Origin of the sequence: Pseudomonas capsici (assembly GCF_017165765.1) — a bacterium.
GTDB lineage: Bacteria > Pseudomonadota > Gammaproteobacteria > Pseudomonadales > Pseudomonadaceae > Aquipseudomonas > Aquipseudomonas capsici.
Window position 1 is genome coordinate 232,429 of the sequence record NZ_JAFGZD010000006.1, and the last position, 13,753, is coordinate 246,181.

Sequence of the window (13,753 nt, forward strand, 5' to 3'; positions counted from 1 at the left end):
CTGCGCAACGTCTCCCTGACTCTCGCCACTTGCCTGTGTTTGAGCAGTGGCTACGCCCTGGCCGCCGACAAACCGCTGCTGCAGGAAGGCAAGAAAACCCTGTTCCAGCGCGTACTCACCACGCCCGGATGTCACTTGAGCACTGCTGCCGGTGGTACTCCCGGCGCAGAGCAACCGGCGTTCAGCCGTTTCTATGTTTACGAGCATGCCACTGCAGGTAATGCAGAGTGGCTGAAGGTCGGCCCGGACAGTTTCGGCAAGACCAGTGGTTGGTTGCCCGCATCCTGCACCGTGGACTGGAAGATGCAGTTGACCCTGGCCTTCACCAACCCGGCCAACCGCGATCGTTTGATGTTCTTCAAGGAGCGCAAGACCCTGGAAGGCATCCTCGATGCGCCGGACCCGGTGAGCCATGTTGCTCCGCTGCGGGCCAAGCTCAAGCAGAACACGCTTGCGCCGGGCGTACTGGCTCAGGAGCCGGAATATTTCATCGACATGCAAAAGCAGTTCTACCTGCTGCCGGTTCTCAGTGGCGAAGAAGTCATGACCGAAGCAGGCTTTCGCACGCGCATTCTCAATGTTGCCTCGGTCAGCAAGGCTGATCCGGCGAATGCTGTGCAGGCAGGCCTGGCCGGTGCAGCACAGGGGCAGCCGCCTATGGACGCTGCCAGCCAGCTCAAGGAGTTCAGCGCTGCCGTCGTGTTCGTGATCGATTCGACCATTTCCATGGACCCTTACATCGAACGCACTCGCGAAGCCATCAGCAAGGTCTACGCGCAGATCGCCAAGGAAAACCTTGGGCGCCAGGTGAAATTCGGCCTGGTGGCGTTCCGTTCCAGCACTCAGGCAGTACCGGGACTGGAATATGTGACCAAGATGTATGCCGACCCCAATACCGTGAAAGACGGTGATGACTTCCTGGCCAAGGCCGCCGATCTCAAACAGGCGAAAGTATCGAGCAAAAGCTTCGACGAAGACTCGTATGCAGGGGTCATGCAGGCCATCGAACAGGTGGACTGGAACCCTTTCGGCGCCCGCTATGTGGTGCTGATTACCGATGCAGGCGCTCTGGATGGCGACGACAAACTGTCCAAGACTGGTCTGAATGCCGAACAGGTACGCATCGAGGCCAGCAACCCTGGCGTGGCCATCTACACCCTGCACTTGAAAACAGCCGCTGGCGTCAAGGACCACGCCAAGGCCGAAGCACAGTATCAGGCGCTGTCCACCTACACAGGCACCAACACCTCGCTGTACTACCCGGTGGATGCTGGCGACCTGAATACCTTTGGCAGCAAGGTCGATACTCTGGCCAGCGCCATTACCAGCCAGGTGAAAGCCGCCTACATGGGCGACGATGCCATTGGCAGTGCCATGAACGCCAAGGCCACCCCTGCCGAGCAGAAGATGCTCGACGACGCGGCACTGATAGGCCATGCCATGCGCCTGGCCTATCTGGGTGAGAAAACCGGTACCCAGGCACCGCCGGTATTCCAGGCGTGGATTGCCGACCGTGACCCGATCAAGCAGAACGTCCCGACCACTGACGTGCGGGTGCTGCTGACCAAGGCGCAACTCAGCGACCTCAGCGACGTATTGAAGAAAACTCTCGATGCAGCCAACGAAGGCCTGATTTCTCCGAGCGAGATGTTCGAGCGCCTGCGTTCTGTTGCCGCCACCATGGGCACCGACCCCAATCAGCTCAAGCAGAACGGCACCGCCAAGCTGTCGGAACTGGGCGTGCTGGGAGAATACCTGGAAGACCTGCCCTACCACAGCGAAGTGCTGAACCTGGATGAGGAAACCTGGAAAAGCTGGGATGGCCTGGCTCAGGAAAAATTCATCCGCACCCTGTCTACCAAACTGCGCCATTACCAAGTGTACAACGCCGACGTTGACCGCTGGGTATCACTGGCAGAAGGCAGCGACGCCCGTGACAACGTTTACCCCGTACCGCTGGAAATGATGCCCTGAAATGCTTCGGATCAAGGGACTGAAGATACAGCGAGGAACCGGCTCGAGCGTGCATCGGGTTCATATGCCTGAATTGAATCTGGCACGCGGCGCAGTCCTGGCGATTACCGGCGAAAGCGGATGCGGCAAAAGCACACTGCTCGAAACCCTGGGACTGTTGCTGGCTCCCGAAGCGCTTGGGCAGTATCGCATGGGCAATCAGGACATTGCTGCCCTGCTGGCAGCCGACGATCAAGTTGCACTGGCCGATGTACGCGCCCGCTCACTGGGGTTTGTGCTGCAAAGCGGCGGGCTGCTGCCGTTCCTCAAGGTCAGGGACAACATCAACCTGCCCAGACGATTGCTGGGGCTGAGCAACAAAAGTGCTCATGTGGAGCGGGCCATCGATGCCCTGCATCTGGGGCCCTTGCTGGACAAGCTGCCTCAGGCCCTGTCTATCGGTGAACGGCAACGGGTTGCCTGCGTGCGCGCCATTGCCCATCAGCCACAACTCTTGCTGGCCGACGAACCCACCGCGGCACTCGACCCCCACAACGCGCGACAACTGTTCGAGTTGCTGCTGGGGCTGGTGGACGAACTGGGCCTGAGCGCGCTGGTGGTCTCCCATGACTGGAGTCTTGTGGACAGCTTCGGCCTGCCGCGCCTGAATGCCGTCAACCTGCCGGGGGAGACGCGCTTTGAAGCAATCCATTGAACGCCTCGCCCTGTTGGTCAGCCTGGCTCTGACCGATCTCTGGCATGACCGCAAGGTATCCTTATGCATCGCGGCCTCGCTGGTGGCAGTGATCGCTCCCCTGTTGTTGTTATTCGGGCTCAAACATGGCGTGGTCAGCCAGTTGCAGGGCGAGTTGCTTCGCGACCCGCGCAATCTGGAAATCAAGCTGTTGAGCAGCGGCAACTATGACCAGCATTGGTTGGATACGCTGCAACAGCGGCCGGAAACCGGCTTTGCCCTTGGCATGACCCGCTCGCTCAATACCCAGGCTGATCTGATCGGCAGCAAAGGCCGTTTTGTCGATAACGCCGAAATCATTCCCACCGCTGCCGCCGACCCTCTATTGAACATGCCTGCCAGCTCACTCCTGCCCGGCCAGGTAATTCTCAGCTCTGCGGCTGCCGAACGCCTTTCCCTGATGGCCGGCGATACCCTGCGCCTGCGTGTGCAACGGCGTCTGGCCGGCACTCTGGAAAGAGGTGAAACCACTCTGACGCTGGCTGCCACCCTGCCAGCGGCGAGCTTTTCGCGTCCGGCAGCATTCGTCCATCCCGATCTGCTGCTGCAACTGGAACGTTTTCGCGATGGCTATGCGGTCGATGCCTTGGGTGCCACAAGCGGCCAGTCAGCAGAGCCTCTGACGCCCCGCTATGCCCGAGCTCGCCTGTATGCACGGGACATCGAGAGTGTCGCACCACTAGAGAGCTGGCTGAACGCGCAACATATCGAAACCGGCAGTCGACTGGCCGACATCGAGAATGTCAAAGCGATAAACCACGTGCTGGGCGTTATCTTCGGAGTGATTGCCGGTGCAGCCCTGCTGGGTTGTATCGCTTCGCTGGTGGGTGCCTTTCTTGCCAATATCGACCGTAAACGTCGCAGCCTGGCATTGCTGAGACTGCTGGGTTTTACCGGCCCGGCGGTTGCCGGTTACGTGGTCTTGCAGGCCATCGTACTGGCATTGGCAGGCTACCTTGGCGGTCTGTGTTTCTACCTTGCTGGCAGTCAGGCCTTCAACCAGTTGCTGGGCGGTCAGCGCATCACCGGCAGTTTCGTTTGCCATATCACCCCTTTGCACAGCCTGACAGCGCTGGCGCTCGCCCTTGCGGTCGCGGCGCTAGTCGCGCTGGTCGGTGCCACACGTGCTATCAGAATCCAACCTGCGGAGAGTCTTCGTGAACTCTAGACACTGGCGCCACTTGCTGTTTGTACCACTGGCCATGGCCAGCCTTCAGGCTTCGGCTGCCTGGGAAGAGAAACTCTACAACCCTATGCCCGCAGCCGAAGACGTGGTACTGCCCATGCCTTGCGACGGCGCCATGGTGTTTCGCAAAGTGTTCATTCCCCTGGCCGGCCCGCTGGACGACTACCCCATCAATATCGGTGGCGACAACAGCGAATGGGGCTATGTGGAACAGACTCACCCGGCATTCATCGCGGGCAGCTTCACCGCAGAGAAAACCGCCAAATCGCGTTACTACCTGCTGGCCAAATACGAGATGACGGACCTGCAATACCGAGCCCTGACGCAGACAGAATGTCCGACACCCTCGAACAAGCAACGACTGCCAGCGGTATCCCTGAGCTGGATGCAGGCCATGGAAGCCGCCGACAAATACAACCTCTGGTTGCGACAGAACGCAGCCGACAAGTTGCCAAAGGAAGATGGCGTAGCTGGCTTCGTGCGCTTGCCGACCGAAGTGGAGTGGGAGTTTGCCGCTCGCGGCGGACTGAACGTCAGCACTGCAGAGTTTCGGGACCTGCGCTATCCGATGCCGGATGGACTGAACGCTTATGAATGGTTCGCCGGGGCACAGTCTTCCAACGGACAGTTGCAACTGGCAGGCCTGCTCAAGCCCAATGCCCTTGGCCTGCACGATATGCTCGGCAACGTCGACGAGATGATGTTCGAGCCGTTCCGCCTGAACAAGCTCGACCGTCAGCACGGGCAAGCGGGTGGCTATGTGGTACGCGGTGGCGACTACCGCACGGCTCAGGGCGAGTTGCGCAGTGCTTTACGCAAGGAGCGCAATTACTACGAAGACAAGGCCGCCGCCACCAGCAAGACTACAGGCCTGCGTCTGGCATTGGTGTCCAGCACCCTCACCTCCCGCGAGCGGGTCAGCAGTATCGAGAGCAGTTGGAAAAAACTCGGTACCGGTAGTGGCGAAGCCGCTGAGGGTAACGACAAGAATGCCGTGCAGGCGTTAGGCACTCTGGCTTCGGGTGTGGCCGACGAAGCCTTGAAGGAACAGCTCAAGACCCTGGAAAACCAGCTGCGTGCCAGCAATCAGCAGCAAGAAGAGACCCGTGACCAGGCCATACGCGCCAGCCTCAATCTGGGCGCATTTCTGTGTACCAAGATGCTCGACGACGGCAAATACCTGGACTTTCTGCAGAAGAACTACGACCTCAACTGTTCAGCCAACGAGCAGGACAGCAGTTGTCCGATGCGCAAGGGCAAGCTCGACGAGCAGAAAGACCGTCTGCACAAGCTCAGCCGCTACTACGCCAGCAGTCTGGTGGATTCCGGCACCCTGTATGGCGAACCACTGCTGGCACGACAAGTACCGGTCATGGGTGAAATCGTCGCCCGCAACGAACAGCTCAAAGAGCTCAAGCCGTATCTGCAGACACACTGGATCAATCAGCAGGCCTTTCTCAAAACCCAGAAAATCGACACCGATGCCTGGCTTGGCCGCTGCAAGGCCGTCAGTCAGTAATTCGATGCACCGTATACCACCAGGAGCTGTAGCATGAAACAAGTATGTGATTATCTTCCCAAGGCCATGCTGGGCCTGTTTCTTTCCGTCACTCTGGTACTGGGCGGTTGCGCTCACACCGGCAGCAACATGCTTGGTGAGACCGGCACGGCACCCGACCCGCGCCTGACCCAGAGCGCCGACGCCAAATTCTTCTCCACTTCCGGCCTTACAGCCTGTGCCGGCGCTGCCGGGGTCGGCATTCTGGCCTGCGCAGTAGCCAACCCCAACGACAAGGTCAAATGCATGGTGGTCGCCGGTATCGCCGCGTGCGGCGTGGCCATGGGTGCCAACTATTATTACGACTATCGCCGCAGCCAATACTCCAACACGGCCCAGCGTCTTCAACTGATGAATGACGAAGTCAAAGCCGATACCGATAAAGTCGCTTTGCGCACCGCAACCCTGCAACAGGTGATCAACGACGACAAAGGGCGTATCGCCGATATCCAGAAGTCCATCCAGAACAAGACTGTAGACAAGGCCAAGGCCCAGCAGGAAATCGCCAGTGTCGACAGCAACCTGACGCAAATGCGCAAGGATCTGGACGGCATGCGCACAAAAGTGACGGAGTACCAGAAAACCGCGCAACTGGAACGCACCAATGGGGGTGGTAAGCAAGTCGCTGAAATCGAAGCTGAAATCACCAAGATGAACACCAAGGTCGCTTCTCTGCAAAAAGAAGTTGACGGCCTTTACAGCCAGCGCTCGGCTATCACTCTGGGTTGAGGTAAACATGATCATTCGCGCATTGCTGGTCAGTTCCGGGCTGTTGCTGCTGGGAGGCTGTGCCACTCAACCGGGTAGCTGCGACTCAAACAATACTGAAGCGAGCCTGATCGCCAAGATGAACTGCGATCATTCGGGTGGCTACAGCGACCAGGTCCGCCAGCGTGAGCAGGCATTGGTGGCGGCACGTAACGAAAACGCTGCTTTCCACGAGGTCTACAACAATCTGGTCGCCCAACAGCAAGCCACCAGCAAAAGCCTGGCCGAGCAGCAACGTCAACAGGCCGTCCTGGACACGTCCATGAGCACACTGCTGGGTCAGCTCAAGACCCGTCATGCCAACAAGTCACAGGTCCAGCAGCAGATCACCGACCTGGAAAAACAGATGGCTGCCCAGAAGAAACTCACCGCCAGCACAGACCCGGCAGTGATCGAAGCCCGCAAGCAGGAACTCAAAAACCTTCAACAAAAGGTTTCAAGGCTGCAGCTCAGCCTCGGCTACGAATGACCCTCTCTTGAGGCCCTGCGGGGCCTCATCCTGTTCTGGACCGCGCTATGCAACGCATCACCCGCGACGCTACATCCCCTCCTCCAGAACTGCTTCGCAGCCTGGAAAGCAAAGTCGAACTTCTGCACCGTCACTTTCCGCCCAGTGTTGCCAGCCTTTACGCCACTCCACGTGCCGGAACGCAGGACACACTGCATTGGTGGTCAGAACTCGGAGGCCAGCCGCTGACCTATGACAGCCTTGGCCCTGGAGCACGAAAAGCATTACTGGCCCGCTATGAACAACGCCAGCAGGCCATTCAGCAATTGGTGGATGAGCTTGAGGCTCGCGGCAAAATCGAAGATTCTCAGGCCCTGGGCACCCTGATCAGTGCTCCGGACCTGGATAATCTCTACAGCCTGAACGACGAGCCGGTGGTGGTCCGCTGGGGTTTGAAACCCAAATTGCCCCCCGTTGTACCACCCGCTTCCAGTACTACGCCTACGTCTGTACCAACACTTTTGCCTGGAGTGTCATCAAGGCAATGGGGGCTGCGCATTCCTCTGTGGCTGCTGTTGTTACCTTTACTGCTTCTTTTGCTATGGCTGCTCTGGACCTGGCGTGGCAGTTTGTGGAGTCTGATTTACCCAACGCCTGTAGAACGTTATAGCTGCACCGCGAACGCCCCAAAACCGGATTTCGTAGTAGTACTGGATACCTCCGGCTCGATGAATCTCAACATCAATGCAACGGCCGCAGACGAAGAATGGCTATTTCAGGTAGGCCAGAACCTGCCTGAAACCAATCCGAGAAAAGCCCGCCTCCTCGCAGAGCCCACCCGCCTGACCGTGGCCAGACAATCCTTTGCGACCATGATCGATCAACTGCGCCCGGATATCGACGCCCGCCTGATTACCTTCAAAGGCTGTACCACGACGGTGGATCAGGGTTTGTTTGGCCTCAAGGCTCGACCACAACTGATTGCCAAGGTTAACCAGCTCCAGGCGGATGACGGCACGCCTCTGGCAGCCAGTCTTGCCGAGGCAGCCAGCAAGGTCGACGGGCGCTTCAAGGATGCGGTCGTGGTGATGTTTGTTGACGGAGAGGATGGGTGTGAGCAAAACGCTTGCGAGGTGTCCGCACGTATCGCCAGCCAGCAGCCACGACTGCGGGTGAACGTGGTTAATATCAGTGACAGCACCCTGTCCAACTGCATTGCCGAAAACACCGGAGGCCGGGTCTATGCGGCAAACGATGCGGTAGAGGTACAACGCATGCTGCTTGAAGCCATGGATGAAGTATCGGAGCAGAACTGCTCGGGCGAGCAGCAGCCATAACGACCTGGAAATTGACCTGAAGCGGCTCACACCGCTTCAGGCTGACGTTCACAAGACCGGCTTCAGATGTCGAAACGATCCAGGTTCATCACTTTGGTCCAGACGGCAACGAAGTCGCTGACAAATTTCTCCTGGGCATCGGCGCTTGCATAGACTTCGGAAATTGCACGCAGTTGAGCGTGGGAGCCGAAGACCAGATCGACGCGGGTGCCGGTCCACTTCACTTGACCGGTCTTGCGATCACGCCCCTGGAAGGTGTCGTTGGCGCCTGAAGCCGCATTCCACGCCGTTCCCATATCGAGCAGATTGACGAAGAAGTCATTGGTCAACGCCTCTGGCCGTTTGGTAAACACACCATGCTGGCTATTGTCGGCATTGATGTTCAGGACCCGCAGGCCCGCCAGCAGCACGGTCATTTCCGGTGCGGTCAGGGTCAGCAGTTGAGCCTTGTCCACCAGCAGCGCTTCGGCCGAGACCTTGTAGTTGCCCTTGAGGTAATTGCGGAAGCCATCGGCAACAGGTTCAAGGAAGCCGAAGGACTCCACATCTGTCTGCTCCTGCGAAGCGTCGGTACGGCCCGGTGTGAACGGCACCTTGACGCTCTGCCCGGCGTTGCTGGCCGCCTTTTCGATACCTGCACTGCCCGCCAGTACGATCAGGTCGGCCAAGGAAATCTTCTTGCCACCCGTTTGGGCACTGTTGAATTCGGCCTGAATCCCTTCAAGGGTTTTCAGTACTTTCGCCAGTTGCTCAGGCTGGTTGACCGGCCAGTCTTTCTGCGGAGCCAGACGGATACGCGCACCATTGGCACCACCGCGCTTGTCGGAACCACGGAAGGTCGAAGCCGATGCCCATGCAGTGGATACCAGTTGCGAAACCGACAAGCCTGAAGCCAGGACTTTGCTCTTGAGGGCTGCGACGTCATTGTCATCAACCAGGGCATGGTCGAGGGCTGGAAGCGGATCCTGCCAGAGCAGTTCTTCGGTTGGGTTTTCCGGCCCGAGATAACGCGCCAGCGGGCCCATGTCGCGGTGGGTCAGCTTGAACCAGGCGCGGGCAAAGGCGTCGGCCAGTTGATCCGGGTTGGCGAGGAAGCGACGGGAAATCGGCTCGTAGATCGGATCGAAGCGCAGCGCCAGGTCGGAAGTCAGCATGCTCGGCGCATGGCGCTTGGAGGGATCGTGGGCATCAGGCACCGTACCGGCGCCTTCGCCGTTCTTCGGAGTCCACTGGTGAGCACCTGCCGGGCTTTTGGTCAGTTCCCATTCGAAGCGGAACATGTTTTCCAGATACTCGTTGCTCCACTTCGTGGGAGTGGAGGTCCAGGTCACCTCCAGGCCGCTGGTGATGGTGTCGGCGCCCTTGCCCGTGCCAAAGCTGTTTTTCCAGCCAAAGCCCTGCTCTTCAAGGCCTGCCGCTTCAGGTTCGGCCCCCACATGGCTTGCCGGACCTGCACCATGGGTCTTGCCGAAGGCGTGACCGCCTGCGATCAGGGCAACGGTTTCTTCGTCGTTCATGGCCATGCGGCCGAAGGTTTCGCGAATGTCCTTGGCGGACTCGATCGGGTCCGGGTTGCCCTCGGGACCTTCCGGGTTTACGTAAATCAGGCCCATCTGCACGGCGGCCAGCGGGTTTTCCAGATGGCGCCCTTCGCTGTCGGTGCGCTTCTCTTCGCTGCCATGCAGCTCAGGCTCGGCGACCAGAACGCCTTCCCCCGGTGGCTGGGTGTCCTTGCCATAGCGAGTGTCGCCACCCAGCCAAGTCTTCTCCGCCCCCCAATACACGTCTTCTTCAGGCTCCCATACGTCCGGGCGACCGCCGGAGAAGCCGAAGGTCTTGAAGCCCATGGACTCCAGCGCCACGTTGCCGGTGAGGATGATCAGGTCGGCCCAGGAAATCTTGCGTCCGTACTTTTGCTTGATCGGCCAGATCAGACGCCGTGCCTTGTCCAGGCTGACGTTGTCCGGCCAACTGTTGAGCGGTGCAAAACGCTGCTGACCGGCACCTGCGCCGCCACGACCATCGGCGGTCCGGTAAGTCCCGGCACTGTGCCAAGCCATGCGCACGAACAATGGGCCGTAATGACCGAAGTCGGCTGGCCACCAGTCCTGAGAGTCGGTCATCAGGGCGTGCAGGTCTTTTTTCACGGCCTCCAGATCGAGGCTTTTGAACGCTTCAGCATAATCGAAGGCCTCGCCCATTGGATCGGACAAGGATGAATGCTGATGCAGGATCTTCAGATTGAGTTGCTCAGGCCACCAGTCTCGGTTCGTTGTACCACCACCTGCAGCATGGTTGAACGGACATTTTGATTCGGTTGACATGTACTGCTACCTCTTGGTCTGCATCCTGCTATCCGGCCGGGCCTCAGCCCGGAACGCGCGACAGATGATGTCTATGGCATATACGGTGCCCGCAGATTCTCTGGGCTCCGTTCTCACGGCAGTGCTGTTTGGCCGATCATCAAGCAGCGCTTGACCGGCTCAATTAGCCTAGACGACTCCATGATGCAGAGCTAGAGGGGTAAATCCGACGGGCAACAAAAAACCCGCTGCCAGCCAGAGGGGGCGGCAGCGGGTTTCGGAGGTTGTGGGTTTATTTGCTGTCAGGCAGCGCGTAGGCGATCACATAATCGCCACGATCAGGTGACTGACGCGCGCCACCGGCAGTGATGACGATGTACTGCTTGCCGGTCTTGGGCGAAACATAAGTCATAGGGCCGCCCTGGCTGCCCACTGGCAGACGGGTTTTCCAGACTTCCTCGCCGTTGGCGGAGTTGAAGGCGCGCAGGTAGTAATCCTGAGTTCCGGCGATAAACACCAGACCGCCCTGGGTAGACAGTGTCCCGCCCAGTGTCGGCATGCCGATCGGCAATGGCAGGTGCATCTTGATGCCCATGGGGCCGGTATCTTCAACGGTGCCCACCGGCACTTGCCAGGCGACTTTCTGTGTCCTCATGTCGATGGCCGTCAGAGTGCCGAAAGGCGGTGCCTGACAAGGAATACCGGCCACCGACAGGAAACGGTTCTTGTTCACGGCGTACGGCGTGCCCTTGAGCGGTACTGCACCCATGCCGGTGTTCAGCGCTTCACCGCCGGACGAGGCCTTGGCATCTTTTTCCTGCGGCACCATCTGAATCCACAGGCCCAGGCGCATATCGTTGACGAAGATGAAGCCATGGACCGGATCGGTGGAAATGCTGCCCCAGTTCATGCCGCCCAGAGAACCCGGGAAACTCAGCGAAATGTCAGTGCCCGGTGCGGTGTACAGGCCCTCATAACGCATTTTCCTGAACGAGATACGGCACAGCATCTGATCGAACGGCGTCGCGCCCCACATATCCGATTCCGTCAGGTGCGGCGCGCCGATCTGCGGCATCCCTACCGACAGAGGCTGGGTTTTCGAGTAAGGCTCGTTGGGGATGTTGGACGGTTTGACCGGAATCTCGTCAACCTGGGTCAGCGGCTGACCAGTGGCACGATCCAGGACGTAGATCTGACCGGCCTTGGTGCCGATCACCACGGCTGGCACCTTGCTGCCATCGGCCTTGGTGAAATCGATCAGGCTGGGCTGCATGGGCAGGTCGAAGTCCCACAGGTCGTTGTGAACGGTCTGGTAGACCCACTTCTCTTCACCTGTGGTCGCGTTCAAGGCCAGCAGCGAAGCACCGTACTTGTGATCCAGCGCGGTACGCTCTACCCCATAGATGTCGGTGGACGAACTGCCCATGGGCAAGAACACGGTATTCATCGCCGGGTCGTAGGACATCGGCGCCCAGCTGTTGGGCGTACTGCGCACGTAAGTGCTGTCCGCAGCCGGTGCATTCCGCTCCTGAGGGTTGCCCGGATCGAAGGCCCAGCGCATTTCACCGGTGACCACGTCAAAACCACGGATCACTCCGCCCGGCATATCGGCCTGAACGTTGTCTGCAACACGACCACCGACGACTACAGTGGTCCCGGCCATGAGCGGCGCGGAAGACAACTGATAGTAAGAATCCGGAACCTTGCCCAGACCGGCTTTCAGATCGACCTGCCCGTTATTGCCAAAACCCTGGCAAAACGCACCGGTATCGGCATCCACGGCAATCAGGCGCGCGTCGATGGTGTTGGTCAGCAACCGGCGCTGGCAATTGGCACCCGCCGGAACGGAAACGGCCTTGGCTGGCGTGCTGCCATCGGTTGGCTGAGTAACGGCGGCTGTGGCATCAAAGTAAGCCAGTCCGCGACAACGCTGCCAGACTGCCGACTGCGCGTTGATCTCGTTCTTCCACAGCTTTTTACCGGTGTCTGCATCCAGCGCAATGATGTTGTTGTGCGGGGTGCAGATAAACACCTTGTCGCCAATCTGCAACGGCGTGGTCTGGTCTTCGGCACCATTGCCGTTGCTGATTGCGATGTCGCCGGTGTTGTAGCTCCAGGCTGGCACCAGTTCCGAGACGTTGCTGCGATTGATCTGGTCCAGCGCTGCGAAACGGCTGCCGCCTTCATCATTACCGTAGTGCTGCCAGTCTTTCTGCGCCTTTGCCGGATCGACACGGGTCAGGCCCGGGCCATTGCCGTCAGGAGAAACCGAGGCATGGGGCACGAACATTCCCGCACCAGACGCAACAATGGCGATAAGCAAAGCACCCGCCAGCGCGTATCCGGCAGCACCGCCCTTCAAGCCATTGGCCCTGCACAGCGCCGGATAGATCAGCGCCACCAACAGGCTGAGGACACCCAGAGCGAACAGCCGCGAAATCAGCGGCCAGAAATTCAATCCGGCATCGGCCAGCGCCCAGATCACCGTAAGTGCCATCAGCGCAGCGAACAGCCAGGCACCCGCAAGACGTTGTCTGAAGAGCAGAACGCTTGATGCAATCAGTCCAAGACCAGCCAGCAGAAAGTACCAACTGCCGCCCAGCGTGACGAGATAGCCGCCTCCTGCGGCGAAAAGCAATCCAAAGACCAGCACACCCAGCGCGACAACCCGGATGGGCCAGCGACTGAAGGATGCCGAAGGTTGAGACTTAGTCATGTTGCATGATCCTGCTGATGCATGAACCCTTGAGAAAAGAGGCTTTTCCGTCGGCTCAGAGGCAAAGCCCACTGTAGGATTTTCCGGCTCTGAACATCGGGCCCGATGTCTGCGAAAAATTATTAACTAAACGGTTACTTTTTTAACGATACCAAAAAAGCCGCTACCTGCGTCAGATTGTCACCCACGCAAAATGAGAATGACTCTTACGGATCTGGTAACAATCTATCTACCGGAACAAACAAGGAAGTGCCGACGGGAATCTTCGCGTCATGCAATTCGTAGCGGGCTGGCTGTGAGATTGAGTGGTTCGGGCAGGTACTCTCTCGGGGAAAGCGAGTTCATTCGCGAATGACTGCATTGAAGGCGATACATTCCCTTTGGATGTACCGGCCTTTCGCGAATGAGCGGAGCGCCGCCCGATTCACTCCTATAGGGGCCTATCTGAGTGGCGGCTCTTCATCTTCGTCTACCGGCGGGTTGACCGGCAGATCAGGATCGTCGCTCTCATCATTGTTGAGATCATCCAGGGCTGGATCGGCATCAAAACCGGTTTCGCTGTCCGTCGGTCTGGTAGCGGGGCTTTGTGAAACATTACCCGGTGCATTCTCGTCAATTTCCATGACCATTCTCCGCGTGAAGCACAGGATATCTGCGCTTTGTAGTGAGAAACGCCAGGGGTCCAGGAGTGCAAGGCAAACGATGAGTGGTGGATGCTTGACCACAAATG

10 protein-coding genes are annotated in these 13,753 nt (G+C 58.9%); 7 read left to right on the forward strand and 3 right to left on the reverse strand.

Annotated elements, in window-relative coordinates:
* The 7 genes from JSY17_RS10850 to JSY17_RS10880 are packed head-to-tail and all read left to right on the forward strand — an operon-like array spanning position 1 to position 8,004.
* Positions 1 to 1,974: a vWA domain-containing protein gene (locus tag JSY17_RS10850; RefSeq protein WP_232849411.1), complete on the forward strand. Its 1,974-nt coding sequence runs from the start codon at positions 1 to 3 to the stop codon at positions 1,972 to 1,974.
* Position 1,975: 1 nt separating this feature from the next.
* A complete protein-coding gene (locus JSY17_RS10855) occupies positions 1,976 to 2,668 on the forward strand; it encodes an ABC transporter ATP-binding protein (protein WP_206401730.1) in 693 nt (230 codons plus the stop codon).
* Complete coding sequence (locus JSY17_RS10860; RefSeq protein WP_206401731.1) at positions 2,652 to 3,875, forward strand: FtsX-like permease family protein; 1,224 nt, start codon at positions 2,652 to 2,654, stop codon at positions 3,873 to 3,875. The genes JSY17_RS10855 and JSY17_RS10860 overlap by 17 nt, the downstream gene beginning before the upstream one ends.
* A 34-nt stretch (positions 3,876 to 3,909) precedes the next feature.
* Positions 3,910 to 5,412 (forward strand): formylglycine-generating enzyme family protein, encoded by a 1,503-nt coding sequence (locus tag JSY17_RS10865; RefSeq protein WP_162883233.1) that lies wholly within the window; start codon positions 3,910 to 3,912, stop codon positions 5,410 to 5,412.
* A gap of 33 nt (positions 5,413 to 5,445) precedes the next feature.
* Positions 5,446 to 6,180 (forward strand): hypothetical protein, encoded by a 735-nt coding sequence (locus JSY17_RS10870; RefSeq protein WP_122369974.1) that lies wholly within the window; start codon positions 5,446 to 5,448, stop codon positions 6,178 to 6,180.
* A gap of 7 nt (positions 6,181 to 6,187) precedes the next feature.
* The gene (locus JSY17_RS10875; protein WP_122369976.1) at positions 6,188 to 6,688 is read left to right on the forward strand and encodes a hypothetical protein; all 501 of its coding nucleotides are present in this window, start codon (positions 6,188 to 6,190) and stop codon (positions 6,686 to 6,688) included.
* 47 nt (positions 6,689 to 6,735) lie between these two features.
* Positions 6,736 to 8,004, forward strand: coding sequence for a vWA domain-containing protein (locus tag JSY17_RS10880; RefSeq protein ID WP_122369978.1), 1,269 nt, complete (start codon positions 6,736 to 6,738; stop codon positions 8,002 to 8,004).
* A gap of 62 nt (positions 8,005 to 8,066) precedes the next feature.
* On the opposite strand, the gene katG is transcribed toward JSY17_RS10880, so the two are convergent.
* The 3 genes from katG to JSY17_RS10895 form a co-directional block, all read right to left on the reverse strand.
* On the reverse strand, positions 8,067 to 10,328 hold the full coding sequence (katG, locus tag JSY17_RS10885; protein WP_200997625.1) for a catalase/peroxidase HPI: 2,262 nt from the start codon (positions 10,326 to 10,328) through the stop codon (positions 8,067 to 8,069).
* A gap of 271 nt (positions 10,329 to 10,599) precedes the next feature.
* A complete protein-coding gene (locus JSY17_RS10890; RefSeq protein WP_206401732.1) occupies positions 10,600 to 13,023 on the reverse strand; it encodes a glucose/quinate/shikimate family membrane-bound PQQ-dependent dehydrogenase in 2,424 nt (807 codons plus the stop codon).
* 440 nt (positions 13,024 to 13,463) lie between these two features.
* On the reverse strand, positions 13,464 to 13,646 hold the full coding sequence (locus JSY17_RS10895) for a hypothetical protein (RefSeq protein WP_117181885.1): 183 nt from the start codon (positions 13,644 to 13,646) through the stop codon (positions 13,464 to 13,466).
* Positions 13,647 to 13,753 lie beyond the last annotated feature (107 nt).